This window comes from Chryseobacterium lathyri, from assembly GCF_030812195.1.
Taxonomy (GTDB): Bacteria; Bacteroidota; Bacteroidia; order Flavobacteriales; family Weeksellaceae; genus Chryseobacterium; species Chryseobacterium lathyri_A.
In genome coordinates, this window is the sequence record NZ_JAUSSF010000001.1 from 1,769,073 (window position 1) to 1,795,100 (window position 26,028).

A 26,028-nucleotide genomic window follows, 5' to 3' on the forward strand; every position below is an offset into this window, starting at 1 on the left:
AAAAAACCGTGCCAAATTGAAAAATAAAAATAAAAAAAGTCCGAAAATTTCGGACTTTAAATGTTTTCTTCTTATATACAGGAAGATATACTATTTTTTAACAGCCTTTTTTACGGATTTCGTAGGCTTATTGTTGCCTGAAGATTTTCCTGCGTAGAAATTGGTATAGGCATATTCTGCAGCCTTTTGAAGATCTATAACCCCTCCGGCCTGAGAATATTCAGGAAATTTATTGTCTACATTTGAATTGCTGCTTTTTACAAGTGCTTCAATGACTTGATGCGGCTTCAGATTAGGCATATAAGCTAGCAATACAGCTGCAGCCCCGGCTACTACAGGTGATGCCATGGAAGTTCCCTGAAGATATTTATATTCGTTTTTAGGAACTGTAGAGTAAATTTCTTCGCCCGGCGCAAAAACATTTACCATTTTCTTATTGTAGTTAGAGAAACTAGCTCTAAGCTCGTTATTTCTGTTGGTACTCGCTCCTACAACTAATACGTTATTCACAAACGGTTTTTCATCTGCAACATTTTTAAAGTTAGTAGGGAAAGCCAGGTGCTCGGCAACATCTTCGTTTTCATTACCCGCTGCTTTTACTAAAAGCACTCCTTTGTCCTCAGCATATTTAAAAGCATCCCATACTACATTTTTACCCGGTGAAACAGGCTTTCCGAAGCTCATATTTAATACTTGAGCTCCATTATCCACTGCATATCTGATTGCATTTGCAACATCCTTATCTCTTTCGTCTCCGTTTGGAACGGTTCTTACGGACATGATTTTAGCCACTTTGGAAGCTATACCATATTGTATTTCTTTGCCTTGAGGAAGACCGGCAATAATCCCGGCAACGTGCGTTCCATGCTCTGCATCTGGACCTTCGTAGTTATTATTTCCATAGTTTTTCTCAGAATAATCATCATAATTATCGCCTACAATTTCTTTTCTAGGATCATAGCTGAGATCGTATTGCTTAGACTGTGGCGTAAAATGATCCATAGCCTCTTTCATCTGTTCTTTCATCAGTTTTTCGAAATCCGCAGGAGATTTTCCTTTGAATTCAGGGCTTTGAGAAACTTGAGCTAAAACATTAAGAGCGATAGCATCTTTCTGATCTGTAGGAGGCTTGATTCCCTGCAAAGTTTCTGCAGTAACGGGCTTACCTCCCAACAATTTCACCATGTTTGGAATGATACTATTGATCATGGTGTAGGTCTGTAAACCTTGCTTTGCCTCCATACTCTTTTTGTTGAAGAGTTCTTTAGACTTCATATACATGGCAAACTCTTCGGGCATTTTCGCCTGGTTTGCTTTATTTTTTGCAGAATCATCACCTTCGAAAACAGTTTGATACTTGGCAACGACTCTTGTTACCTCCATATTGTCGATATCAATGTTGCCATTTTTTCCGCCGATAAAGTTCCAGCCGTGTATGTCATCAATATATCCGTTTCCGTCATCATCTTTTCCGTTTCCGGGAACTTCATTAGGATTAGACCATACATTTTTTACAAGACCCGGGTGATCAACCTGAACACCGCTGTCTAAAACTCCTACAACAACAGTTTTTGGCTTAAGGCCTTTGGATTCTAAATATTTATAAGCGTTTGCCGTATTTACTCCGTATACTTTTGTTGCAGAAAAATCTTTATGATACCAAGTCATCAGATCTTTATCTTCTTTTGGGTCAATACTCTTAGCCTGTGCTTCCTGAGCGTAAGAGAAACTAAAGCCTGCCAGAAAAACAGCAGCTAATAATACCTTTTTCATATGTTGATATTTATTTTTTCTAAAGTCATATGCAATCGCCATTTCATTGGTTATCTTGATAGAATTTATTAACAGCGATTTCATATTAGTATGATTGTTTAATATTTTTTATATAAGTCAGAGATTCAGGGCCTTTGTTACAAATAAGATCCAAAACCGATAAATCTTCTAAAAAACCCAATTTATCAGAGAAGGTCTGGTAATATTCTTCCATCTTAAATTCTGAAGGAAGCTTCGCAGAAAATTTCTCTCTGAAATTAATATTTTCAGGGTTTTTGATATATTCTTCATTCAAAGACTGTGCCTTTTCTGTTTTAAGGATTTGCTGTATAACTTCTAATCCTTTCAGGTTAAAATCCAAAAGAAATTTCTCTTTCAGATCATATATTTTCCTGAATTTATCTTCATAATATTCAAAATAAGGCGAACTCTGATATGCTGTTTTGATAGATTTCCAGTGCAGATTTCTCCAGTCTTCCCTATAAGAGATCTCAATGTCTTTAAATTCTCTTTTCCCATTATGATTGATTGGAATTATTAAGGAAAGCTTCCCGTTTGCCCCATAAATATTGGTTCTGTTTCTGTAGGTCTGTTTCGGAAAATTTTCAAACTGTTCAAATATAATCTTATTTTCAGGATTTAAAAACACTGAAAACCATGAAATCGGGGGCATATAAAATACCGGTAATAATATATTTTGCATATTTTTAATTTTTTGGATAAATAACTCTTCCTTTTATTTCTTCTTCATTTATTAACCCTGTATACCGGGAATCTAAACTGGCATTCCGGTTATCACCAAGAAAAAAAACTTTTCCTTTCGGAATAATTATAGGGCCAAAATTATCAGCAGTCCAATCTTTACCATATGCTTTGAAGATATCATGATCCGGGCCGGTATTGATAAATCTTTCATGAAAAAAATTATTATCAAGCTCGTTTTTGCTTAAATTGGTCACGAAATGATTTTGATCAAATGGAAAAAAGTCATTTTCTGAAAATCCTTTCATCATTAATTCATTTACAAAAGCCCGATCTATTTTATAGGAATGTTTCAGGTTTAAATGAGCATCTACTGCAATGTCATTAACATACAATTCTCCATTTTTAATCTGGACCTTATCTTTATACACTCCTACCAGCCGCTGTATATACATTCCTTTACCATGAATATTGTCCTGATAATAGATCAACAATTTATTTTTATCATAAGGCAGGATATTAGTGATCACAACAAATGATCTTTTTTTGACCGTCGGTTCACTTCCGGCTTCGGGTACAAAAGCATATTGCAAAACTCCTGTGAGTTTTGCAATAATGAAAAGAGTTACAATGACACTTCCTGTAAGAAGTATTGTATTAAATATTTTATTTTTAAACACTATTCTTCTGTATTTTTCTTTCTGAACAATTTCATGAAATACTCCCATCCAAAGAAAAGGATAAGAATCATTGCAGCGATCCACCAGTAAGAAGTTTTATTGGCTTCACCGGTGTTTGTTGCTTTAAACATTCTGTCCCAACGAACCTTGAATGGAGCCTGGTAGGAAGAACTACTGTCTGAGAAAGCACCCTGAAGGCTCATCCATGTGAACATTGGTTTTCCAACAATATTTTCTTCCGGAACGAAACCAAAGAACCTTGCATCTAGGGAAGCGTCTCTGTTGTCACCTACCATCATGTAATAATCCTGTTTAATGGTATACTGGGTTGTTTCTTTCCCATTGATAAAAATTTTCCCGTTTTTATTTTCCAGACTGTTATGTTCGTATTCAGAAATAATCCATTTGTATTCTGGCAGGGTTTCCTGATTCAGTGTTACCACATCTCCTTTTTTAGGAATTTTCAAAGGACCATACCAATCCTGGTTCCAAGGTTTGTTAACCGGGAAAATGGATTGTGTGGTATCTATTTTCTTTGCAACTTCATCTTTGTATGCAATTGCGGCATATCCTTTAGGATTGACATCTTCTTTCATATCAATTACCTGAGGAAGCTGCTTAATTTCTTGCGCTATTCTATCTGTAAGTCCTTGAAAACCATAAAGAAACCCTTCATTAGTTTGCTGTTCCTGTACAGGTAAAAATCCATACATCTTATACAACGCAGGAATATCCAACTGACTTCCTGTACTTACAACATATTTGTGCTGTACTTCCTGGTCTCCTAAAACCATCTCAGGCTTTCCATTCACGAAAAGTCTTCCACCTCTCATTTCAAAGGTATCTCCGGCAACGGCTACACATCTTTTAACGTATGGATCTTTTCTGTCGATCGCTGTATGCACGGAATCACGAGGATAGTTGAAAACAACTACATCATTTTTCTGAGGCTTATTGAACTGGAAAATTCTTGTATAAGGAAGTTTTATGCCATCAACATATGATTTGGGATCATCTTTTGGATTTCCTTTCTGTCCTGTATCCATAATGGTCCCCTGAAGGAATGGTATCGCTACAGGGCGCATCGGCATTCTGTATCCATAGCTCCATTTGTTCACGAAAAGGAAATCACCTACTAAAAGTGTTCTTTCCATAGATCCTGTAGGAATCCCGAACGGCTGCGTTACAAAAACGTGAATAATGGTTGCAAAAACAACCGCAAAAGTGATGGACCCCAGGAAGGTATCTTTCTTTTTTTCATTTTTCTCTTCATCTGTAAGAAACAGGTCATCAGCATTTTCATCTTCTATTTCTACATCTTTAGAATAGTTCACTGTAGCCATATAGATAAAAGGCAGGATTACTGTAAGCAATTGGTGCTGAAAAAGAGTTTTCCCAAACTTTTTCATTAAATAAATATGGAAAACAGACATCATAATAGGTCCCACTATTGGAAGATAGGACAGGATAGCCCACCATTTCGGGTGTTTTGTTTCTTTTAATATAATGAAGTAATTATAGAAAGGTATAAATGCCAATAATGGATTATACCCCATTTTTTTGAACAGCTTCCAAGTGGAAATCCCCATCAATACAGACAAAATGAGAACGTATACTGTATAAGTTAAAAAATAATTCATAGTTTTTTTGTGCCTATTCTAAGTAGATAAATGATAAATGATGAGTAATAAATGATCACAGCGTTCTGCTATTTATAATTTACTATTCATCATTCCTTATTTTATTGGTATGCAATTTAAAGAATTTGTTACAAATTAAAGTCCTAAAACATCTTTCATGGTGAAGTTTCCTTTTTTATCTTTAATCCATTCCGCAGCAACTACAGCTCCGAGTGCGAACCCGTTTCTGTTGAAGGCTGTATGTTTTATTTCAATTTCGTCAACTTCGCTTTTGTAATATACGCTGTGGGTACCCGGAACCTCATCTTCACGGATTGCAAAGATACCCAGTTCCTGGCCTTGGGTTTCTTCCAGTTTCCAGGCGTTAAATTTAGGATTACTTCTGATGATGCCTTCAGCAATTGAAATTGCCGTTCCGCTTGGGGCATCTTTTTTGTGGATATGGTGAATTTCTTCCAGCTGGCAGGAATATTCATCTACATTTTTCATGATATCAGCTACTTTTTCGTTGAGGGCAAAAAATAAATTCACGCCTAAGCTAAAATTGGACCCATATAAGAATGCGCTATCGTTGTCTACAGCTATTTTTTCAATTTCTTCTTTCTTTTCCAGCCAACCTGTCGTACCGCAGATTACCGGAACTTTATTTTCAAGACAGGCTTTGATATTATGATATGCCGCTTCGGGTAATGAAAATTCGATGGCTACGTCCGGATTATTAAGATTTTCAGCTGTTGGAGTTTCTTTGAGGCGGGCCACTATTTCATGACCTCTCTTCTGTGCAATCTCATCAATGATCTTCCCCATTTTACCGTATCCAACTAATGCTATTCTCATGATATCTTATTTATTATGATCTCCATGAACTTTACAATTCAAAAGAGCGTTATTCAAAATTATATTTAAAATCTATAGCTTAAACTTAAGCCTGTTTTTGGGTTTGAAAATCCATACTGATCCTGAATTACCGTAGGATTAAAACTAAGATCCGGATCGTGACGGCTTTCGTAAAGATGCGCATCTACCACGGCATCTACAATGTTCAGAATGTAAATCAGACCTGTGATGGCGATAGCGTAATCTCTTTGTCTTTTATATCTGTCCTGAGCATTTCCAAAAGCTCTTTTATCAAGCCATGGATGACTGTCTACAAATTCATTAGGTGTTCCGTTAAGCTTAGCTATATAATATTCCCGGTATTTTTTGTACTGGTTATTACTCCAGATTGTATATCCTATACCGGCTCCTACGGCTCCCCAGACAATAGGGATTTTGATGTATTTTTTATTATAATACTGTCCTAGTCCAGGAAGAACTGCAGAATACAGTCCGGCTCTTGTAGGATTCAGTTTAATCGTTTTCTTTGTAGGTCCGTTTGCGTTCTCAAGATCCTCAATGATCTTGGCTTCTGTTTTTACGGTTCTTGTGGGTTTTACAGTTTGAGTTACAACCACACTGTCTTTCGGAAGAGGGTCTACACGAACTGTGTCGCTGGGAGTCACCTGCGAGTAAGCGAAAGCAAAAATGCCCAAAAAGAATGTGAAAAATAATTTCTTCATTTATTTAATATGAGATAAAATATACTCCAGTTCTTCTTCATTTTTGAAGTCCAGGAGAATTTTACCTTTTTTTCCGTTTCCGGAGGTTTTGATTTCTACTTTTACATCCAAAATATCGGCGATTGTCTTCTGTGCTCTTTTATAATTGTTGGAAAGCTCAGTATTGACTTTTTTCGCTGCAGGTGATTTAGGGTTTTTCAATGCGGTAGCAGCCTGTTCAGCCTGACGTACATTGAGTTTTTCTTTAATGATCAGATCAAATAAAATTTGCTGATGTTCTTCACTTTCAAGGCTGATGATCGCTCTTCCGTGTCCTGCAGAGATTTCTCCGCTTCTGATCGCATTCTGAATATCAGGATTCAATCTTAGAAGTCTGATGGAATTGGTAATGGTACTTCTGTCCTTTCCTACTCTCTGGCTCAGGTTTTCCTGGGTAAGACCGATTTCATCCAAAAGTCTCTGATAGGTCAAAGCGATCTCAATCGCATCAAGATCTTCCCTCTGGATATTTTCAACAAGAGCCATTTCCAGAAGCTCCTGATCATTTACCAAACGGATATAGGCAGGAACGGTCGGAAGTCCGGCAATTTTACTTGCACGGTAACGTCTTTCCCCTGATATGATTTCGAATTTTTCTCCGTCTTTCCTTAAAGTAATCGGCTGAATCACTCCTAAGTTTTTAATTGACAGGGCAAGTTCGTTTAATGCTTTTTCATCAAAATAAGTTCTCGGCTGGGTCGGATTCGGATAAATATCTTCAAGGGCAACCTCTACGATATTCCCCACAAACTTATCTGCTCCTTCATCGGTAGCGGAGTTGATACTCGCTTTGGACTCTGCGCTCAAAATAGCGCCCAAACCACGTCCCATAGCTCTTTTTTTGTCCTTCATAAATATATTTGATAATGATGGCTTAAATTCTAAGTTACAAATGGATAATCAGCCATTCAATTGATAACAATCGGTTTTGACTATTTCACCATTGATGTATTGACTATTTACTGCTATTAATTTTTTACTAAATTTTCATTTTTCAGCAAAACTTCTTCTGCCAGCTGAATGTATTGGATAGCACCTTTACTTTCTGCATCATAATTGAGGATACTTTCTCCAAAACTTGGCGCTTCACTCAATCTTACGTTCCTGCTGATGATCGTTTCAAAAACCATGTCAGGAAAATGTGAATTCACTTCTTCAACAACCTGATTGGATAATCTTAATCTGCTGTCGTACATCGTAAGAAGAAGGCCTTCAATACCAAGATCTTTATTATGGATCTTCTGTACATTTTTAATAGTGTTCAAAAGTTTACCCAGTCCTTCCAATGCAAAATATTCGCACTGAATCGGAATGATCACAGAATCTGCTGCAGTAAGGGCATTAACTGTAATAAGTCCTAAACTCGGCGCGCAGTCTATAATGATATAATCATAATCATTTCTCACTTCTGCCAATGCTTTTTTCAGCATATACTCACGGCTTTCTTTATCCACGAGCTCAATTTCCGCTGCCACCAGGTCAATATGTGATGGAATAATATCCAGATTAGGAGAAGCAGTCCTTTTGATACAAGTTCTTGTATCTGCACTGTGCTCCAATAGGTTATATGTAGAGTACTGAACATCTTCCACACCAAGCCCTGAGGTTGCATTAGCCTGTGGATCAGCATCAATGATCAATATTCTTTTTTCCAATACCCCTAATGCTGCCGCCAGATTTACAGCTGTGGTAGTTTTTCCTACTCCTCCTTTTTGATTAGCGATACCTATGATTTTTGCCATTATTAGAACTTTAGATTTCAAAAATACACTTTTTTCTTTGCTCTGTATGAATGGCGAAATTCAAAATTGAGTTAAAGTATTGTTAATAAACAGTTTAACAATTAAAAAAATTATCCACAAAAAAAATTCTTTGTGGATAACTATTTTAAGATTTGTTTTTTATATCAATTATTCAAAGTTCATTGTGATTGGAAATTTGAAATAACTTCTCACAGCTTCACCTTGTTTATTTTTAGCAGGCTTCCATAATCCCTTAACATTTTTAATGGTTCTGATGGCTTCATTATTAAATTCAACATCCTTACCATTCGCCTTTAATCCGGAAATTGTTCCGTCTTTTTCTACGATAAAGGTTACCACTGTTTTCATAGTGTCTCCATTGCCTACAAATCCCGAACCGTCAAAATTGTTAATGACTTTATTTCTGAATGAATCAATTCCTCCGGTAAATATGGCTTCAGAAGCAAGTTCATCACCGCTTGCAATATGATTGTCAGAAACTTTTTCCGGCGGTGTAGGCAGGATGTAAGGTACTGCCGGTCCTGTTCCTGCCTGAGGAGGCACAGGATGATAGTTTGTTGTTGCAATTATTCCATCCTTATTATTTTCCGGTCCTGCAACAGCACCTTCAATTTTTTCTATAACTTTTTCGTTAGTAACATTTGCTTTTGGCTCACCCAAGCTCGCATCATAAGTTTTAACTTTTTCTGGCGGATTTTCTGGCTTTTGGATTTGTACTGGCGGATTTTCTTTTGGCGGATCATTAGGTATTATATCAATCGGACGATAAATCGGTTCATTTATAATAACCTTTTCTGTTGTTTCAAATGCAGAAACTACAAACGGCGTCACTGAAATTGCAGCCAATAAACTTACACCCACAAAAAGCGCTTTGGTTAGTAATCTATCTGATTCATTTCTTAATACATAGGCACCGTATTCTTTGTTGCGGTGCTCAAAAAGAACTTCGTTAAAACGAAATTCCTGATTTTGGTTTAGGTGTTTCATCACTATTAAATATTTAAACTGTTAAAATCAGTGATTATTAGTTTTGTATGTTCTTATCGATAAGTATTGTTTCAATATCAAAACATCTGCCAAAATTTTATCAAAACATCAATATTTTAAAAAACATTATAACAATATGTAAATTTTAACATTCTAATAAGTCGAAAATTTTCAAAATCTGATTGTAATTCATTTCATTATCCGCAAAAAAACATGCAGTATTTACAAAATACATATCATAAAATTTAAAACAGCAAAAACCACATTGGAAAACGGAAGAAAATTTGAAAAATCAATTGAAATACTAAAATATACTTGTACACAAAAAAAGAAGCACTGAAAACCAGAAAAGCAACAATTTAAAAAAACTTGAACGGCCAGCTTTACTTATACGCAAAAACAAAATTCTATTAATAGCAGCAATGTCAACCTGTTAAAGTTCAATTTTTTATAAACGACATTAAAAAAAGTTACAAATTGATAATCAATTGGTTATATTTATTTTTTTTTAACATTAGTTTAACATTTTTTTTTATCTTTGCTTTTCGTCAAATAACTAAGGATGTCTTTATACCAAAAAATTGCAGAAAAACTACAATATATAAGTCCGGATTTTTATAAAAAAAGATATTTTAAGAATTTAAACAATCTTACTAAGGACAATTTTTCGGCACGGAATGTAGAACCGGAACTGGTATGGATTAAGGAATACCTTCCAAAAAATGCTGTAATACTGGACATCGGGGCCAATGTCGGTACTTTTCTTTATCAGTTGGAACATAAGCTGAATCATGAGCATATTTATGGCTTTGAACCGAACAAAAAGCTTTACCGCCGCCTGAAAAGACTTTTTCCAAGAATGAGAATATTTCCTTTAGCTCTTTCTGACGAAAATACAACAGCTGAATTTAAGGTTCCTGTGATTAACGGCAAACTGATTGCTTCCCGGGGAACTTTAAATACATCTTACAAAGAAAAAGGTGAAGAGAAAAGCTATACGGAAAAAGTAAAAGTGATCAAACTGGACGAATGGGCTGCTATAGAGCATTTTGACAGACTGGATTTCATTAAGATAGATGTAGAAGGAAATGAAATGAAAACCTTGTGTGGCGCCAAAAAAATCATTCAGCGATTCCTTCCGACACTGATGGTAGAAATGGAACAGAGACACCACAAAACCCCGATCTGGAATGACATTTCCGAAGTAAAAAGCTGGGGATATGAAGCACAGTATCTTAACCGTGACAGTTTTAAGCTGGAACTCCTGACGGAAGAGATCTTAATACTCAACACCAACGATGAAAAAAACAAGACCAGCTATATAAACAACATTATTTTTACGCCAAAAAACCATTAAAAAAACATTATGAGTGTAGTAGCGAGACAGGGCTTCAAATATTCCATCATAGGTTATATTGGTTTTCTGCTGGGTACCATATCCGCCATTTTTATTTTTCCGTACAATTTTGAATTTTACGGGAAGCTCCGCTATATCCTCCCTACTGCTGAAATGCTGGTTCCTATTGTAGTATTGGGAATCTCTTACTCCAACGTGAAGTTTTTCCACAGGGTTGAAAAAGACGGCAAGAAACAGAATATGCTCTCACTGTCCCTGCTTACAGTATTTGTTAATTTTATTATTTTTACAGGTGTATTTTTTGTACTCCCCTATTTTTTTCCAAAATTCAGACATTCCGAAGCATGGAAATTAAAGGAAATGATTCTTCCGCTGATTCTCATCCTTTCTTTCTGTGCCATTTTTAATAAATACACCTCCAACTATAAGAGAATTGTAGTGTCTAATATTTTTGACAATCTTTTCCCAAAAATAGCCAACCTGGGAGCTTTCTGCCTGTTTGCTTATTTTTTACTGTCGCAGAAAGTAGCGTTTGCCTTCTTTTTCGGAATGTTTGCCTTGATGCTCTTCGGGTACATTTACTACACGAACAAGCTTGAAAAGATAAGGCTGAACTTTAATACGGACTATTTCAGGAAAGACCATTTCTGGAAAGAGTTTTTCAATTACAGCTTTTTCGGATTCCTCGGAACTTTTGGAAATTACCTGGCGATCAACAGCTTTATGATTGGTGAGTTTATGGGAATGGAAGAAGTAGGAATCTATTCTGTTCTTTATGCTCTGATCTCTCTGATCTCGATTCCACAGCTGGGACTGTTCAACATTTCTGCCCCGATCATCAACAAAACACTGGTTGAGGGCGATATGGAGGAACTTGACAGGTTTCATAAAAAAACATCATTATCTTTATATTTTTTAGGCGCGGTTTTGTTTTCCTGCATCATGGTAGGTTTTCCTTATCTGACGGAATTCATGCCTAAAAACGGAACGATGCTGAGAGAATATGAGCCCGTGGTATGGATCTGGGGCTCTGCGGTTTTAATTGATCTGGCGACAGGCTTTAATGGGAATATCATCTCGCTTTCCAAATATTACAGATTCAATATCCTGATCATGCTTCTTCTGGCCGGACTTACGGTTGGACTGAACTATTATTTCATTAAAAATACAGATCTGAAACTAATCGGGATCGCCTTATCTACAGCTATTTCACTGACGACTTACAATGTTATCAAGATCGCTTTCAATTATTTTGTTTTTAAAGTTTCTCCACTGACAATTGAAATGATTTTTGTTTCCATTATCTGTACTTTAGCGATTACGGTTGCGATTGTTTTACCAACCTTCCAAAATAATTTCATCAACTTGATGTACAAACCAGCTGTTGTTCTGATATTGATCTACATCGGAAATTATTTCACCAAAGTATTTCCGCTCGATGATTACCTGAATGCAAGATTTATTAAAAGTATTTTTAAATTTAAATAGAAATCAGGCCAGAAAGAACATCTTCCAATTTTTTCAGGACTAACTTTTTGCTGTAATTTTTCTGAAAATCAAAACGCGTATTTTTAAGAGCTTTAAATTGCTTCAGAATATTGTCTGCCTCGGGAACAATGAATTCTAATTTCGCAGGATAATCTTTAGGAAAAACAGCTGTTTTGCCATATTTGATAGCATCACCAAGATTTCCCGTCATTTTTGTCAGCCCATAAATTTCTTCCCCGCTGAAAAATTCTGTTTTCTGCTGAATCGGGCACCATAAAACGTCTGCATTCTGCATCCGACTTTCAAAATCATGATGGGAAACCCGGTCTGAAAAATACTGTACAGAAATATTTTCCGGAAGTTTTTGGGACAGTTTTTCCAAATGCTTCAGTTCATTGCCTTTAGCTTTTCCAAGAAATATGAATTCACATTTCTCTTCAGCTTTTAAATTTTGAATGGTTTTAAAAACGTGATGGTAATCTCTTCTTTCTTGTGAAACACCTCCCGGAATTACGATGATAAGATCACGGTTTTCCTGGTTTTCAAAATCCTTGCTGTAAAAAAGAGGTAAGAACTTATATACACCTGTTGAAAGCTCTTCATCCAATACCAATAGATTTTGGGCATTTCTGTACGCTTTCGAGGCATAAAAAAGACCTTCTTTCCACCAAAGCTTCAACCGGTAGATAATATCTCTCTTGAAAATACTTTTCATCAAAGCACTTTTTGAAGCCACCGCAAAATTCATATTATGAACAATAACAGATACATTATATTTCTGAACCAATGCATGAAAGGTATTGAAATACCGGTGAACCGTTCCAATGATGATCAGATCGTATTTTTTTAATTTCAACTGCTCCATGATCATGGAACTGTCAGATAAAAATATAGCTTCCCCGTCCTCCACAACCAAATCTTTGATCTTTTTCGAAAAATAATAATCTACACTAAATTCTGAAGAATCTTTCATAATATCCATGAAAGCCTGTGCAATCTCTGCATGGGTATCTATTTCTATATAAGCTATTTTTTTCAATTAGAGATTAGAGATTAGAGATTAGAGATTAGAGATTAGAGATTAGAGATTAGCAAAGGTAAAATATTGAATTGATGTCAATTTATCTTCAGTTATAAGATTGTAAATTACATTTTCAGCCATTTTTTCTTCAGCATTGTCCATCGTTTATCGTTGATGACTTTCTGTTCGTCTTTGGAGATCTTCAACTCCAGCTTGGCTGTTTTGCAGGCTTCGTAAGCTTTGATGATCTTAAAGAAAAAAGAAACAGATTTGCTCCTTGCAGCTTCCTTTGAAGAAGCGATGTAGGCAAGAAACCTGTTCAGACCTAGAAAGTAAAAATATCTGCCATAATAATCTGCGGGCCTTATCGTGTAATCCGCACCTTTTACCTTGATCAGCTTTACCTGTAATTCTGGAAGCACGATCTCTTTCCAGCCCAGGTTTTCCAAAAGAATGGAATCAATATTGTCCCAGCCCAGTGTTTCCCTCAATCCTCCGATCTGAACGAAACATTCTTTGCGATACGCTTTCATAGGACCTCTTACATGATGCTTATTTGAATTTCCTTCGTACACCCAGATTCCATCTTTTTCCACGTATAATAAACCACCAACAAGCCCATATTCAGGATTGTTTTTAAACGCATATTGTAGTGTTTCCAGATAATTTGCGGGAAGGATAATATCAGCATCAAATTTACAGATAATATCAAATTCATCTATATTTTGAGTCTTTAATCCGTTTTTGAAGGCACTCACCACTTTAGACCCCGGCTGATGGGCAGATTTCTGAAGATTCACCGTTTCAAAACGGGAATCATTTTCTGTATATTGCCTGATCACTTTGTCCGTTCCGTCTGTAGAACCGTCATTAACCACCACCGTTTTGAAATCCTTAAAGCTCTGCTGCTGTAAAGAATCCAGTGTGAATGAAAGATTTCCTTCTTCGTTATGTGCAGGAATTATGATTAAAAACCTCAAGCCTTTAAATTTATAGAGATGGATAATAAGCGATAACTGATGATTTCATTTTACCACCCGTTATCGCTTATATTATTTTATTTGTTGTGCGGTTTCAGCATGTTTTTCGGATCCAGGATTTCATCCAGTTTTTCCTGGGAAAGAATTCCTTTTTCCAAAACAAGATTATAAACGCTGTTTCCGGTTTCGAGAGCTTCTTTCGCAATCTCCGTAGATTTTTTGTATCCGATATATGGATTAAGTGCTGTTACAATACCGATGCTGTGCTTTACCATATTCAGGCAGATTTCCTTGTTCGCGGTAATTCCTACAATACATTTTTCGCGAAGCGTATCCAAAGCGTTGCAAAGGAAATTGATGTTTTCCATAATTGCATGGGAAAGTACAGGCTCCATTACATTAAGCTGCAACTGTCCTGCTTCTGCAGCAAAGGTTACGGTAAGATCATTTCCAAATACTTTAAAACAAACCTGATTTACCACTTCCGGAATAACAGGGTTCACTTTTCCTGGCATAATGGATGATCCTGGCTGCATCGGAGGAAGATTGATCTCAAATAATCCCGCTCTTGGACCTGAAGAAAGCAGTCTCAGATCATTACAGATTTTTGAAAGCTTCACAGCAAGACGTTTTGTAGCGGAAGAATAAATCACATAAGAACCAGTGTCCGGTGTTGCTTCAACAAGATCCGGTGCAGAAATAACCGGAAAACCAGTGATCTGAGCGAGATTTTTCGCACAAAGGGTTGCATAGCCTACCGGAGCATTCAGTCCTGTACCGATAGCTGTTGCTCCCATATTCACTTCCACAAAAAGGCTGGCATTGTTGTTTAATTTAGAAATATCTTCTTCCAGAGTGGCTGCATAGGCTTCAAACTCCTGTCCTAACGTCATTGGAACAGCATCCTGAAGCTGGGTACGGCCCATTTTGATTACGTCATGAAATTCTTTTCCTTTGGCACGGAAAGCTTCAACGATTTTTTCAAGTCTTTCAACAAGTCCGATATTCATATGTAGCAAACCCATCTTGATGGCTGTAGGATAGGCATCGTTGGTGGACTGTGAAAGATTGATATGGTCATTCGGCGAACAGAATTCGTACTCACCTTTATTTTTTCCTAATTTTTCTAAAACGATGTTGGCAATCACTTCATTCGCATTCATATTGATCGAAGTTCCGGCTCCTCCTTGAATCATATCTACAGGAAACTGCTCATGATATTTTCCGGCTACAATTTCATCGCATGCTTCCGCTATTTTGAAATAGAGGTTTTCATCAAGCAGCCCTAATTCATAATTGGTTTTTGCTGCTGCTTTTTTTACAAAAGCCAGCCCTTTGATAAAATCCGGATAGGAGGAAAGAAGCTGTCCTGAGATTTTGAAGTTATCAATCGCTCTTTGCGTCTGCACTCCATAATATGCATCTGCAGGCACATTGAGTTCGCCTAGCAGATCACTTTCTTTTCTGAAATTTTCCATTACAGATATTTTAGCTGTTTTTATTTTTAAATATAGCAAAAACGCACCTTCACCGATGCGTTTTAATAGTTATTTCGCTGGATATTTTTGATTTAAAGCCTGAAGAATTGCCCATGTTTCGGCATCCATGATTCCATCGTAATTCTGCGGACGGAAATGGTACTGCAAAGCTTCGATGGTTCTTTTTGTTGCATCATCCCACTTTCCGCTCAAATCCAGGTAATATCCGAATTTCTGCAATGCTGTTTGGATGGCAAAGATAAAGGAAGGATCATTATACTTTAAGGGCACCTCTTCCTGTGCCAGAGCTAAGAAATTCTGTTTTGTGGGTTCATCGTACCACATTCCAAGCTGGTATTCATCATACAACTTTTTCCACGGGAACATAGGCCCGGGATCCTGCTTTCTTGTTGGAGCAATATCTGAATGGGCCAAAACATTGGTTGCCGGAATCTGATATCTGTTGACAATATCCTTAGCCAAAGCGGCCACTTTTTTTACCTGCTCATCACTGAATGCTGCAAATATTTTTTTTCCTTCAGCTTCTGATGTATATCCGGTATTAACGATCTCAATTCCTATTGAAGTATCGTTAAGGTTTTTATCATTTCTCCAGTTACTTACTCCGGCATGATAAGAACGTTTGTTTTCGTCAACCAGCTGATAGATCTCATTGTCCCCGGTATTATTGACCAGGTAATGGGCACTTACGCCCTGCTGGGTAAGCACTGTAATAGATTTATCATCAGGCAACGCTGTATAATGTAATATAAGGTAACGCTGTCTAAAATTCTGTGCTATGGCAGGGAAATAGGTCTTTACGACTTTATATCCTGCCGGTTTTGCTGAAACGATGGAACCGTAACTTGCCGTATTGTCATTTTTTGTAGGATCAGCAAGATTGGTTGTAAAAAATTCTACTCCGCGCTCATTGGTAATTTTAGGTTTTGTAGTCGTGGCTACCGGAGCTTTAACTGCAGGTTTTGCCTGTGATACCGGGGCTTTTGGCTTGTAAGTATTTTTCTTAATATTTTGTTGGGAAGTACATGAAAAAACAAAAGTACTTAATCCGATGATATATAATGTCTTACGCATCAGTTTAATTTTTTAATCATTTATCTCCTCAAAAATACACAAATTTTTCTTGAATTTTATTTGGTAAATAAAGAAATCTATTCTATATTTGCACTCGCAATATCGGAACAACGATCATTAAAAAATAAGAAAAAAGGAGGGTTGCCAGAGTGGTTAATGGAGCAGTTTGCTAAACTGTCGACGTGCAAGCGTCGCAAGGGTTCGAATCCCTTACCCTCCGCATTTTTTTCTTACTAACTATATTTCTCGGGGCGTAGCGTAGTCCGGTCATCGCGCCTGGTTTGGGACCAGGAGGTCGCAGGTTCGAATCCTGCCGCCCCGACTGTTTTAGTAATTTTTCTCAAAATTATTTAATGGGTGCGTAGCTCAGCTGGATAGAGCATCTGCCTTCTAAGCAGACGGTCAAAGGTTCGAATCCTTTCGCGCTCACTTATTGATAATCAAGTCTTTACAGTAATGTAGAGACTTTTTTATTTTAGCTCAGGTCTGGTTTAGGGTTAGGTATTAGAAACAAAATTCCCTCTGAAATTTGGAGGGAATTACTTTTCTGAAACACCGTAAAAAGTCTATGCTTATCCTTCGATTTATAAAGAATTTTGCTCGGTAACAGTTATTTTATTGTTCGGAATAGACTGAATCTCTTTAAACCATTTGTCTTACCTACGATTTAAAGGAATCATTTTTATAAAATCTTTCATTTCACCATTAGCTAAGTCATTAAAATGCTTTTCCAGTGCGGTAGATTTTGTTATGGCTTTTTGTTCATTAATTAAAAGATGCCCGATACTCAATTGGCGAAACATTCATTTTGGTCTTAAATAATTTGCTGAACGATTGCGGATGCTCAAATCCTAATTGATAGGCAATTTCGCTGACGGAAAGATTTGTAGTTGCCAATGCCTCTTTCGCTTTTTCGATTAATTTGTTATGGATATGCTGTTGCGTGCTTTGACCTGTAATAGTTCTCAACATATCACTCAAATAATTGGGCGATAAGTTTAATTTCTCTGCAAAAAAATGAACGGTTGGAAGTCCTGATTCAACTATTTTATCGCTTTCGAAATATTCATCAAGCAAATTTTCCATTTTTGTCAGTAAGTCACTGCTGGCTGTTTTGCGGGTAATGAATTGTCTGTTGTAAAACCGGTTGGAATAATTAAGTAACAGCTCAATCTGTGAAACCATAACATCCTGGCTGAACTGGTCTATCGAATGATTGTATTCTTTCTCAATATTTTTGAAAATCTCTCCAAGCATCGTCTCTTCAGACTCAGACAGGTGCAATGCCTCGTTTATTGCATATGAAAAAAAACCATAATTCTTTATATTTTTACCTATAGGGTAATTCCTGATAAGGTCTGGATGAAAAACCAATAGCCACCCATCTGCCTTAATATTTCCCTCCTGGGTGCCTGATGCGATCTGTCCCGGTTCCATAAATGCCAGGACACCTTCATCAAAATCATAATAATTTTGGCCATAGTTGAACTTGCAATCAGCGTTATGCTTTATGGAAACGGTGTAGAAGTTGAGTATTGCTTTTACCGAGCTATCAATAGCATCATATTGAACATCGTTGTAGTTGATCAGGCTGACCAATGGATGTTTAGGCTTCGGAAGCCGCATGAGTTTATGCAGCTCCGAAACAGAATTTATTTTTACAAATTTATTTTCTATCGGACTCATGGTCATGTAAAATTATAAATAATTTGGGTTAGTTTTTCAGAAACTTTCCAAAGTTTTCCGGCTAAATCCTTATCATAGGATTTGTCACTTGACCTCACCACTTCAGGATATCCTCGCATGTCATTCATTTTCGTAGGTCCAAAATATTCACTGCTTGCAGCATTTATATCTGTTGCTGCTCTCAATATGGGTAATGTCCCCATTTCAACACTTTGCGCAAGTATATTGGTAATGATGGACTGAACAAAAAAACCTGAGTGCCTTACAAGATTTGTTTTTGTATATCCAGGATGTGCAGAAACAACAGTTATATCTATGTTATTGGACTTCAGTTGTCTGTCTAATTCATACGCAAATAATAGGTTTGCCAGCTTGCTTTTGAGTATAAGCCACATATTTGTTATATCCTTTATCAAAATTAAGGTCATCAAAATAGATATCGGGCTTACCCATTTTTGCCTTATGCTGCCCGCTTGACTGTATGGCTATACGGGAATTTGGGGTGCTTTTTAATACATCCAAAAGCAGACCTGTCAACAGGAAATGCCCCAGATGATTCGTTCCAAACTGGATTTCAAAGTTTTGTTTGGTAAGTTCCCGCTTTGCCGGAAACATCACACCGGCATTATTGATGAGCACATCAAGTTGCCTGTACTTATTATGAAACTCTTGAGAGAATTGATGTATTGACGTAAAGTCAGACAAGTCAAGGTGCATCAGGTCCAGCTTTGCGTTAGCGTTTTTCTTCTTGATCAGGGAAATCGCTTCATTGCCACTTTTCAGGTTACGGGCAGTCATAATTACGTGAGCTCCCTTACTGCTCAATACCTTTGATGCTTCCAGTCCAAGCCCACTATTTGCACCGGTAATGAGAATTGTTTTTCCTTGCTGTGAAGGAATATCATCTGCTGTCCAACTTTTTGTTGTCATTTTATATTTTTGATTATTAGGAAGGTTAAAAACTTTAAAACTTTAGGAGTAGCCGATTCTATATATGAAGCATCCTATCCAAAGTTTTAAAGTTTGTTTATCATTGCATCCAAATTTCTCCTATAAAAGGCCAAATTGTGATTTTATGCCGCCGATAAATGTTGCGTCGTCATATTGCTGACGGTTTGCCATAAGCATTTTGGCATCTTCACCGGCTGTATATCTTAATTGGTCTGTTCCATCTGTTGCGGCTTTAAAGATTACTTCGGCCACCAAACTTGCGGGGGAAGAGTTTTCAGCCATTGTCGGCATTGCTCCCATCAGGGCATTAACAAGATTTTGGTATTCAGGGATGCTTTCATCATTACTGAAAACTAAAGACCTGCCGGAAAAATCGGTTGCGATCATCCCCGGCTCAACAATTTTTACCTGTCCGCCAAACTGCGCTACTTCATAATTAAGCGATTCTGAAATACCTTCGATGGCAAATTTGGTTCCGTGGTACAATGAACCCATCGGGAAGGTCATTTTGCCTCCGACGGAAGAAATATTAATGATAATACCCTTTTTGTTTTGTCTAAAGTGAGGAAGAACGGTCCTGGTAACATCCAAAAGTCCGATAACATTGGTGTTGAATTGTCTCAAAACCTGGTCCCTGCTAAAAACCTCCAATGGTCCGTATGCACCATAACCAGCATTGTTAAGCAATACATCAATACCTCCAAATTTTTGAATGCCTTCCGTAAATGCATTTTGTATAGAATCTAAATCCAAAACATCAAGTTTGGTAACCAAAACATTTTCCAATTGCTTTAATTCTGATTCGTTTTCCGGTTTTCTCATCGTAGCGATTACGTTCCAGCCTTTTGACTGAAATAACTTTGCAGTTTCTTTTCCAATGCCACTGCTTGCTCCTGTAATTAAAATCGTTTTGCGATGTTTTGAAGCGATGTTGTCTGTTGTCATTTTTTTTGTTTTTATTATGATACAAAGGTCACCAACTTTAAAACTGTCAGCGTAGCCAATTCTCTGCATGTTGTATCCTAATTACGGTTTTTAAGGTGAAAAATTGGTTCTACATGCATCACTAAATCCTGAACCAAAAGACGCTGAAATTCTAAGGAATTTCAGCGTCTTTTAAACAGCATAGTTTTTGACGTTGTTATGTTTTAAAAATATTCAAATATCAAAGTATAAACGGCATCTTTTGAAGATGCCGTTCATACAATTTTACTTTTTAGATTTATTATATGGAGTAAAACGGTCCCACTCCCACGGTGTAAAGGTATCGCCGATCAATTTTTCCAGCAATTCCTTAAATATTCGTTCACCATTTCCGCTGTTACACATTATTACGATACCTGTTCGTTTATCTGGGAAACTGATACTGTAATTGCGCCAGCAGTCATCATGGCCACCTTTAAAAAATGCAGTTCCGTACGGTGTATTGATAACGCCCCAGCCTAAGCCATATGACAGTTTAATTTTATCATCACGGTGTGTAGTTTCATCGAGCATGGTTGGAAATTCGTATAAAGAACGGATGCGAATCTGTGGCCTTAACATCTCTTTAAAAGTTTTGGCACTTAATCCTTTACCGCGCAGAACATAGGAAATAAAGCGAGAATAGTCACTTATGGTTGTAAGCATCGATCCTGCTCCCACAGCCTTTCGCGAACGGACTTTGCCGCCAGCGTTTCCATTTTCATCATAACCAATTGCAGAGTTTGCCTCAAATCCAGCTTGCCATAGATAACTTGTCCTGTCCATTTTAGCTGGTACAAATAGTTCCTCACGGGCTATCTTTTCGAGATCTTTTCCCAGATATACTTCCTCAATGCGCTGCAGCAGCTTGAAACCTTCACCGGAATAAGCATAGCGGCTTCCCGGCTCAAAATACAACCGGTTTACCAGGGTTGTATCCCGCATTCCGGTCTTAACATTCATCCACCAAACATTCGGCAGACCTGTGGTGTGGCTCAAGCACATTCTTGGGGTAATCTTCTTCCAACGTTCATCTTTTTCGAGTTCCTCATAGTTCCCATACTCACTCAGCGGCTTTTTTAAGTAGTAAACCAAAGGTTTATCCAGATCAATGAGACCTTTTTCTACCAACCTCATGTTTATATAGGCGAAAACTGCCTTACTAAAGGAAGCACCGTACATTACTGTGCTTGTATCCAACGGGATGTTCTTCTCTTTATCTTTGAAACCATAGGCTTTTTGGTAAGCTACCCGGTTATTGTTTATTACAGCAAGCTCTAGCCCTTCCACTTTTGCGAGTGACATCAAATATCTAACCGTACTATCAATTTGTGAAACGGATAAGGAAGATCCATCGAGACGTCTTACAGTAGTTGTTTGTCCTAAAGCTGCAATGTTAGTTATGGACATTAGCAAGACTATAAGTGCTTTAATGTAAAAGAATTGCTTTTGTAAATGAAGCCTTTTCATATTTATAAATTTTGGAGATTTATACCTATTAACTTTTATTTTTTTGCTGCCAGCATGATATGAGGACTGAAACATAGCAGTTCCCGATCCCGTTCTGTTAATTGAATCATTTCCAGAAGTTTATTTTTTTTCGCCATTTCTGCCCAGCTTTCAAAAAATTTACTGTCCATCCAGGCAATTCCTTCCACAGGCAATAAATCAAACTGTTCAAATCCTGCCATTTTAAACTCAGCAATTAAGTCAGAGGGCCTGTGGCAGAAACCTTTAGGAAGCATTAACGGATATTCTTCGGGAGGGAAGTGATCACCGGACTGTAGTTCGCTAATGCACATGGAAAAGAGCTTTTGATCATGGATAAGGCCACTTTGCAGAGTTGCTATTGTGGATGCAGAATGAGTTATGGCAAACCCTAAAAGAACACCATCTTTTTTTAATATTCTTCTGGCTTCTTTAAGTGCAGCCAAACGTTCGTCCTGCTCTTGTAAATGATAGAGAGGTCCATGAAGAATTACCAGTTCTTGGCTTAAATCAGCTAATGGTAATTTACGTGCCTCCCCTTGTAAACATTTGAAATGAAAACTTCGCGCTGAGCGTTTTTTGGCCTGCTCAATATGCTTTTTTACCGGGTCTATTAAAGTTACATCATGTCCCATTCCCGCAAGCCACTGTGCATAATGACCTGGGCCTCCGCCGACATCTGCAATGTGAGATGATTTATTGAGATAACGGTTGATTAATATTTTAGTACGTTCAAACTCCAACGGACCTAAGCCGGTTGAAAGTCTATTTTCTTCTTGCCTTTTAGTGTAAAAGCTATCGATTGAAGGATCTATAAGATTCATATTGTTTCATTAAAATTAATATAGAGTTTGTTGACCGGTCTTGGAAAAGGCCGGCAATAATGACGTAGAACACGTCTGATAATATTTAAGAAACAATTTTGATACTGTAAATATAACAAAGATTTCAAGTACATAGAAATCTCTTATTATAATTTCCTTATTTTATGGAGTGCTTTATATTTTGTACTGCATTTGCTGAATACCATAAAATAGTTTCGGAAATTCCGGAAAGATTATCGCACAAAAGAATGATTTCTTACCATCCATATACTTTCAATAAGGCGGCTTAGACATTCATGCGGCGACAAAGAGATATATTCCAAATCAGCTTTCAAAAGACAGCACAAAATTAAATTTAATTAAAATATTAAGAGGACAACCCAAGACAATAAGAGTCAATCACTCCTCATAGCAAATATAATGAATGTGATATAACATATCCTGCAAAGAAGCACTGCCGAATTTCTCATGGCATCATTTTCATTATTTATACAAATAGTTCACACTAAATAGTAACATTACTTACCAAATCAATACCTATTAAAGGAAACTGACACAATCGATAACTATGTAATTCAATTCATGAAGAAAATACTATATGCTTTCATACTTTCTGTTATTGCAATTTTTGTTCTGAATAAAATGGTTTATCAGGAGGTTCCCCAAAAAGAACAACAGAAGCTGCTTTCTGAAATTCAGCATTATCAGCATCCCATTAAGAGTATTTCTATGGAATACCGTGACAACAGTGACCTGAAGGTACTTGATTCTGTGCTAAAGGACAATAAAGTTTTGATGCTGGGAGAAAATACGCATTTTGACGGTGCTACTTCAGAGGCAAAAAGCAGGCTGATCAAATATCTTCATGAAAACCTGGGCTATGATGTAGTTTTGTATGAAGCAGGACAATATGATACCTGGATGATGAACAGGGAAATGAATAGCCACAGCATGAAGATTCCTACAGATTCTATAGGGAGCCTCGGTCTTTTCTGGTTCTGGTGGGCAAGCACTGAAACAAGACCGCTTATCCAATATTATCAGAAGACTAAAATCTCCGGTACTCCCATTGAACTTGGTGGTTTTGACATTCAGTTTTCCGGAAACGCCCTTTCCGGCAGACGTGGTAAGCTTTTAAAAGAATTTCTGGGCAAGAACAAGATCAATATTAACAGCTTTCCAGTTTTTAATAAAAACATTAATGATCTTGACAATCTCACCTTTGACTATTATACCAATAAGGTGTTTAAAGGAAATCAAAAAAATGAGTTCCTCCGTGAAATCAGCAAGCTTGAACAATCAGTTTTAAAGCTGGAGAAAACGCCAGAAAACATAATATATGCTCAATATTTACATGATATGAAAAATAATTTTCATAAGTCATGGAAATACAAACCCGGATCAATGCCAAGCATGCAGTTCAGAGATTCCCTGATGGCCAGAAATCTTATTTATCAGATTGATTCTGTGTACAAGGGTAAAAAGGTCATCGTATGGTCTTCCAATATCCATACTTTCGCAGAAAGGTATGATAAAGGCTATCTTCCATTGGGATTCTATATCAAGAATAAATATGGTAAAGCTTCTTATATGATCGGCTTTTCATCATACGCTAAAAAGAGTGATAAGGGTATTCTTATTAATAAACCAGGGAAATTTGCTATTGAAAATGTATTTCATAGGACCAAAACGCCTTACTTTTTTATAAACCTGAGGGATATTCCGGAAAGCTCACTTTTGAGAAAGGAATTTGTCTCAACTGCCAATCAGGGAATTGATCAGAAGAGGACCTGGAGCCGCTCTTTTGACGGAATATTTTATATAGACACCAATACTTTATTAACACCAATCAATAAATAATGGAAAGCATAAAAACGCAGGACCTTAGTTATAAGATAGGCTCTAAGACCATTTTAAACAACATCAGTCTGAATGTTCCGGAAGGCAGCATTTATGGCTACCTGGGAAGGAACGGAGCAGGAAAATCGACCACAATAAAACTTCTTTTAGGACTTTTGGAGGAATCCGGTGATAAAATTTTCATTCAGAATAAAAGTTTAAAACAGAGTCGTACAGAGATTTTTGCCTCAACTGGAAATCTGATAGAATCTCCCTGTTTTTACACTAAGCTGACAGTTTTTGAAAATTTAAAATACCTGGATATTATTTACGGAAAGGGAACTAAAAGAATTGATGAAGTTCTGGAGCTCGTAGATCTGCATAAAGAGAAAAAAAAGAAGGCCAGCGCTTTATCAATGGGTATGAAACAGCGTCTTGGAATTGCCATGGCTATATTTCATGATCCAAAGTTGCTGATTCTGGATGAGCCTTTAAACGGTCTTGATCCGCAGGGTATTTTTGAGATGCGAAAACTTTTTCAGAATCTGAACGATCAGGGAAAAACGATCTTCCTTTCGAGCCATATTCTGAGTGAACTGGAAAAAACCGCTACTCACATCGGAATCATTGAAAGCGGAAAAATGATTTTTCAGGGCACAAAAAACCAACTTTTGAGCCAGGTTGAAAGAGAGATCATTTTAAAAGTAAACAATGGAGAAAAAGCTATATCCGTACTACAGGGAACTTTTTCTGCTTCCCATAATGAACTGAATAAAATTTCAGTAAAAATCAATGACGATCTGGAATTCAGCATGCTTCTGAAAACTATGACCGGAAATGATATTGAAATTTATGATATAGAATCTCAAAGTGCCAATCTTGAGCAGATCTTTATTAACCTAATTTCGAAAAACCATGACTAATACTTTCTATAAAGCTTTTTCATCCGAACAGTATAAACTCTCTAAAAATAAAGAGATTTTTGGAGTATTTCTGATTCCCGCTTTTGTCATTTTAGCCATTACCTTTTACATTGCATATGATGTTATCAGTTCAGGAGCAACAGAAAGCACTGCCAATCCGTGGAAATACACACTGGGAAGGTATGTATTTATGTTTTTTTATTTGCTGTACCCTATTTTGGTTTGTCTTTTTGTGCATGCCTGCTGTGATGTGGAATACCGGAATAATAATTATAAGATCTTATTTACCATTCCCGTTTCGAAGTCGAAAATCTTTTTTTCTAAAGCTCTATTTATCCTGATTACGGTTCTGTTATCCATATTACTGTCGTATATTGTATTTCTGGGAAGCGGTTATTTTCTGGGAAAATTTTTTCCTGATCTGGGCTATCAGAACTATGATTATAGGAAGGTTATATTTTATGTTTTCTTAAAGTTTTATATCACGCTTTCCGCTATTGCCATGGTACAGTTTGCACTAAGTCTGGTATTCAAAAACTTTATTTATCCTATTGGATTCGGCATGTTCATGCTTTTGTTCACAGCAATGGTTAAAGACAAGGAATTTTCAGATTTTTTAGTGTACACCGGAGGTTATAAATCCTTAGAAAATTTCCTAAATGAAAATATTCATTTTGAAAAACTGGATTACTGCAATATAGCTGCAGTATTTGTTTTTATTGTGATGAGCTTTTATTTGTTTGTGAGAAGGAAGTAAAGTTAATTCAAAAAGATTGTAAATCGGACATTTGA

Annotated in this window: 24 protein-coding genes and 3 tRNA genes; 8 read left to right on the forward strand and 19 right to left on the reverse strand. The window is 36.8% G+C overall.

The window, feature by feature from the left end:
• Positions 1-90 precede the first annotated feature (90 nt).
• The 9 genes from J2T03_RS07960 to J2T03_RS08000 all read right to left on the reverse strand — a co-directional run bounded on the left by J2T03_RS07960 (position 91) and on the right by J2T03_RS08000 (position 9,143).
• Positions 91-1,773 (reverse strand): S8 family serine peptidase, encoded by a 1,683-nt coding sequence (locus J2T03_RS07960; protein ID WP_307210511.1) that lies wholly within the window; start codon positions 1,771-1,773, stop codon positions 91-93.
• An 85-nt stretch (positions 1,774-1,858) separates the two neighbouring features.
• Positions 1,859-2,476 carry a WbqC family protein gene (locus tag J2T03_RS07965; protein ID WP_306844299.1) on the reverse strand — a complete coding sequence of 206 codons (618 nt, stop codon included), beginning with the start codon at positions 2,474-2,476 and terminating at the stop codon, positions 1,859-1,861.
• A gap of 4 nt (positions 2,477-2,480) precedes the next feature.
• The gene (lepB, locus tag J2T03_RS07970; protein ID WP_307210513.1) at positions 2,481-3,155 is read right to left on the reverse strand and encodes a signal peptidase I; all 675 of its coding nucleotides are present in this window, start codon (positions 3,153-3,155) and stop codon (positions 2,481-2,483) included.
• Positions 3,155-4,795: a signal peptidase I gene (lepB, locus tag J2T03_RS07975; protein WP_307210516.1), complete on the reverse strand. Its 1,641-nt coding sequence runs from the start codon at positions 4,793-4,795 to the stop codon at positions 3,155-3,157. Before lepB (J2T03_RS07975) ends, lepB (J2T03_RS07970) begins: the two co-directional genes overlap by 1 nt.
• Before the next feature lie 135 nt (positions 4,796-4,930).
• Positions 4,931-5,632 carry a 4-hydroxy-tetrahydrodipicolinate reductase gene (dapB, locus tag J2T03_RS07980; protein ID WP_307210518.1) on the reverse strand — a complete coding sequence of 234 codons (702 nt, stop codon included), beginning with the start codon at positions 5,630-5,632 and terminating at the stop codon, positions 4,931-4,933.
• 65 nt (positions 5,633-5,697) lie between these two features.
• Positions 5,698-6,354 (reverse strand): DUF5683 domain-containing protein, encoded by a 657-nt coding sequence (locus tag J2T03_RS07985; protein WP_306844294.1) that lies wholly within the window; start codon positions 6,352-6,354, stop codon positions 5,698-5,700.
• A complete protein-coding gene (locus J2T03_RS07990; protein WP_306844292.1) occupies positions 6,355-7,245 on the reverse strand; it encodes a ParB/RepB/Spo0J family partition protein in 891 nt (296 codons plus the stop codon).
• A 116-nt stretch (positions 7,246-7,361) separates the two neighbouring features.
• Complete coding sequence (locus tag J2T03_RS07995; RefSeq protein WP_306844291.1) at positions 7,362-8,135, reverse strand: ParA family protein; 774 nt, start codon at positions 8,133-8,135, stop codon at positions 7,362-7,364.
• A gap of 168 nt (positions 8,136-8,303) precedes the next feature.
• Complete coding sequence (locus tag J2T03_RS08000) at positions 8,304-9,143, reverse strand: energy transducer TonB (RefSeq protein WP_307210520.1); 840 nt, start codon at positions 9,141-9,143, stop codon at positions 8,304-8,306.
• Positions 9,144-9,705: 562 nt separating this feature from the next.
• On the opposite strand from J2T03_RS08000, the gene J2T03_RS08005 reads away from it, so the two are divergent.
• Positions 9,706-10,500, forward strand: a complete 795-nt coding sequence (locus tag J2T03_RS08005) for an FkbM family methyltransferase (protein WP_306844288.1) — start codon at positions 9,706-9,708, stop codon at positions 10,498-10,500.
• Positions 10,501-10,509: 9 nt separating this feature from the next.
• Positions 10,510-11,988 carry a lipopolysaccharide biosynthesis protein gene (locus J2T03_RS08010; protein ID WP_306844286.1) on the forward strand — a complete coding sequence of 493 codons (1,479 nt, stop codon included), beginning with the start codon at positions 10,510-10,512 and terminating at the stop codon, positions 11,986-11,988.
• On the opposite strand, the gene J2T03_RS08015 is transcribed toward J2T03_RS08010, so the two are convergent.
• The 4 genes from J2T03_RS08015 to J2T03_RS08030 all read right to left on the reverse strand — a co-directional run bounded on the left by J2T03_RS08015 (position 11,981) and on the right by J2T03_RS08030 (position 16,562).
• Positions 11,981-13,027, reverse strand: a complete 1,047-nt coding sequence (locus tag J2T03_RS08015; protein WP_307210522.1) for a hypothetical protein — start codon at positions 13,025-13,027, stop codon at positions 11,981-11,983. The two genes, J2T03_RS08010 and J2T03_RS08015, sit on opposite strands and share 8 nt — an antisense overlap.
• A 107-nt stretch (positions 13,028-13,134) precedes the next feature.
• A complete protein-coding gene (locus J2T03_RS08020) occupies positions 13,135-13,989 on the reverse strand; it encodes a glycosyltransferase (protein ID WP_307210525.1) in 855 nt (284 codons plus the stop codon).
• A 77-nt stretch (positions 13,990-14,066) separates the two neighbouring features.
• Complete coding sequence (gene aspA / locus J2T03_RS08025; RefSeq protein ID WP_306844280.1) at positions 14,067-15,467, reverse strand: aspartate ammonia-lyase; 1,401 nt, start codon at positions 15,465-15,467, stop codon at positions 14,067-14,069.
• A 69-nt stretch (positions 15,468-15,536) separates the two neighbouring features.
• Entirely contained in the window at positions 15,537-16,562 is a 1,026-nt protein-coding gene (locus tag J2T03_RS08030; RefSeq protein WP_307210527.1) for an N-acetylmuramoyl-L-alanine amidase, read from the reverse strand.
• Between the two features lie 135 nt (positions 16,563-16,697).
• Between J2T03_RS08030 and J2T03_RS08035 the strand changes: the two genes are divergently transcribed.
• The 3 genes from J2T03_RS08035 to J2T03_RS08045 all read left to right on the forward strand — a co-directional run bounded on the left by J2T03_RS08035 (position 16,698) and on the right by J2T03_RS08045 (position 16,991).
• A tRNA-Ser gene (locus J2T03_RS08035) sits at positions 16,698-16,782 on the forward strand.
• A gap of 27 nt (positions 16,783-16,809) precedes the next feature.
• A tRNA-Pro gene (locus J2T03_RS08040) sits at positions 16,810-16,884 on the forward strand.
• A 33-nt stretch (positions 16,885-16,917) separates the two neighbouring features.
• Positions 16,918-16,991, forward strand: a tRNA-Arg gene (locus J2T03_RS08045).
• 336 nt (positions 16,992-17,327) lie between these two features.
• Here J2T03_RS08045 and J2T03_RS08050 read toward each other — a convergent pair.
• The 6 genes from J2T03_RS08050 to J2T03_RS08075 all read right to left on the reverse strand — a co-directional run bounded on the left by J2T03_RS08050 (position 17,328) and on the right by J2T03_RS08075 (position 22,474).
• Complete coding sequence (locus J2T03_RS08050; RefSeq protein ID WP_307210530.1) at positions 17,328-18,248, reverse strand: helix-turn-helix domain-containing protein; 921 nt, start codon at positions 18,246-18,248, stop codon at positions 17,328-17,330.
• A 2-nt stretch (positions 18,249-18,250) separates the two neighbouring features.
• On the reverse strand, positions 18,251-18,643 hold the full coding sequence (locus J2T03_RS08055) for a hypothetical protein (RefSeq protein ID WP_307210532.1): 393 nt from the start codon (positions 18,641-18,643) through the stop codon (positions 18,251-18,253).
• Positions 18,594-19,178, reverse strand: coding sequence for an SDR family NAD(P)-dependent oxidoreductase (locus J2T03_RS08060; RefSeq protein WP_307210534.1), 585 nt, complete (start codon positions 19,176-19,178; stop codon positions 18,594-18,596). The genes J2T03_RS08055 and J2T03_RS08060 overlap by 50 nt, the downstream gene beginning before the upstream one ends.
• A 120-nt stretch (positions 19,179-19,298) precedes the next feature.
• The gene (locus J2T03_RS08065) at positions 19,299-20,144 is read right to left on the reverse strand and encodes an SDR family oxidoreductase (protein WP_307210537.1); all 846 of its coding nucleotides are present in this window, start codon (positions 20,142-20,144) and stop codon (positions 19,299-19,301) included.
• Positions 20,145-20,408: 264 nt separating this feature from the next.
• Entirely contained in the window at positions 20,409-21,632 is a 1,224-nt protein-coding gene (locus J2T03_RS08070) for a serine hydrolase domain-containing protein (protein WP_307210539.1), read from the reverse strand.
• A gap of 35 nt (positions 21,633-21,667) precedes the next feature.
• Positions 21,668-22,474, reverse strand: coding sequence for a class I SAM-dependent methyltransferase (locus tag J2T03_RS08075; RefSeq protein WP_307210542.1), 807 nt, complete (start codon positions 22,472-22,474; stop codon positions 21,668-21,670).
• Between the two features lie 582 nt (positions 22,475-23,056).
• Between J2T03_RS08075 and J2T03_RS08080 the strand changes: the two genes are divergently transcribed.
• The 3 genes from J2T03_RS08080 to J2T03_RS08090 are packed head-to-tail and all read left to right on the forward strand — an operon-like array spanning position 23,057 to position 25,993.
• The gene (locus J2T03_RS08080; protein ID WP_307210544.1) at positions 23,057-24,334 is read left to right on the forward strand and encodes an erythromycin esterase family protein; all 1,278 of its coding nucleotides are present in this window, start codon (positions 23,057-23,059) and stop codon (positions 24,332-24,334) included.
• Positions 24,334-25,236 (forward strand): ABC transporter ATP-binding protein, encoded by a 903-nt coding sequence (locus J2T03_RS08085; protein ID WP_307210547.1) that lies wholly within the window; start codon positions 24,334-24,336, stop codon positions 25,234-25,236. The genes J2T03_RS08080 and J2T03_RS08085 overlap by 1 nt, the downstream gene beginning before the upstream one ends.
• Complete coding sequence (locus tag J2T03_RS08090) at positions 25,229-25,993, forward strand: ABC transporter permease (protein WP_307210550.1); 765 nt, start codon at positions 25,229-25,231, stop codon at positions 25,991-25,993. The genes J2T03_RS08085 and J2T03_RS08090 overlap by 8 nt, the downstream gene beginning before the upstream one ends.
• The last annotated feature ends 35 nt before the right edge of the window (positions 25,994-26,028 follow it).

Coding starts and splice junctions, on each gene's coding strand:
- J2T03_RS07960 (WP_307210511.1), bottom strand. CDS start 1,773: ATGAAAAAGGTATTATTAGCTGCTGTTTTTCTGGCAGGCTTTAGTTTC.
- J2T03_RS07965 (WP_306844299.1), bottom strand. CDS start 2,476: ATGCAAAATATATTATTACCGGTATTTTATATGCCCCCGATTTCATGG.
- lepB (WP_307210516.1), bottom strand. CDS start 4,795: ATGAATTATTTTTTAACTTATACAGTATACGTTCTCATTTTGTCTGTA.
- dapB (WP_307210518.1), bottom strand. CDS start 5,632: ATGAGAATAGCATTAGTTGGATACGGTAAAATGGGGAAGATCATTGAT.
- J2T03_RS07985 (WP_306844294.1), bottom strand. CDS start 6,354: ATGAAGAAATTATTTTTCACATTCTTTTTGGGCATTTTTGCTTTCGCT.
- J2T03_RS07990 (WP_306844292.1), bottom strand. CDS start 7,245: ATGAAGGACAAAAAAAGAGCTATGGGACGTGGTTTGGGCGCTATTTTG.
- J2T03_RS07995 (WP_306844291.1), bottom strand. CDS start 8,135: ATGGCAAAAATCATAGGTATCGCTAATCAAAAAGGAGGAGTAGGAAAA.
- J2T03_RS08000 (WP_307210520.1), bottom strand. CDS start 9,143: ATGAAACACCTAAACCAAAATCAGGAATTTCGTTTTAACGAAGTTCTT.
- J2T03_RS08005 (WP_306844288.1), top strand. CDS start 9,706: ATGTCTTTATACCAAAAAATTGCAGAAAAACTACAATATATAAGTCCG.
- J2T03_RS08010 (WP_306844286.1), top strand. CDS start 10,510: ATGAGTGTAGTAGCGAGACAGGGCTTCAAATATTCCATCATAGGTTAT.
- aspA (WP_306844280.1), bottom strand. CDS start 15,467: ATGGAAAATTTCAGAAAAGAAAGTGATCTGCTAGGCGAACTCAATGTG.
- J2T03_RS08030 (WP_307210527.1), bottom strand. CDS start 16,562: ATGCGTAAGACATTATATATCATCGGATTAAGTACTTTTGTTTTTTCA.
- J2T03_RS08050 (WP_307210530.1), bottom strand. CDS start 18,248: ATGAGTCCGATAGAAAATAAATTTGTAAAAATAAATTCTGTTTCGGAG.
- J2T03_RS08055 (WP_307210532.1), bottom strand. CDS start 18,643: ATGTGGCTTATACTCAAAAGCAAGCTGGCAAACCTATTATTTGCGTAT.
- J2T03_RS08060 (WP_307210534.1), bottom strand. CDS start 19,178: ATGACAACAAAAAGTTGGACAGCAGATGATATTCCTTCACAGCAAGGA.
- J2T03_RS08065 (WP_307210537.1), bottom strand. CDS start 20,144: ATGACAACAGACAACATCGCTTCAAAACATCGCAAAACGATTTTAATT.
- J2T03_RS08070 (WP_307210539.1), bottom strand. CDS start 21,632: ATGAAAAGGCTTCATTTACAAAAGCAATTCTTTTACATTAAAGCACTT.
- J2T03_RS08075 (WP_307210542.1), bottom strand. CDS start 22,474: ATGAATCTTATAGATCCTTCAATCGATAGCTTTTACACTAAAAGGCAA.
- J2T03_RS08080 (WP_307210544.1), top strand. CDS start 23,057: ATGAAGAAAATACTATATGCTTTCATACTTTCTGTTATTGCAATTTTT.
- J2T03_RS08085 (WP_307210547.1), top strand. CDS start 24,334: ATGGAAAGCATAAAAACGCAGGACCTTAGTTATAAGATAGGCTCTAAG.
- J2T03_RS08090 (WP_307210550.1), top strand. CDS start 25,229: ATGACTAATACTTTCTATAAAGCTTTTTCATCCGAACAGTATAAACTC.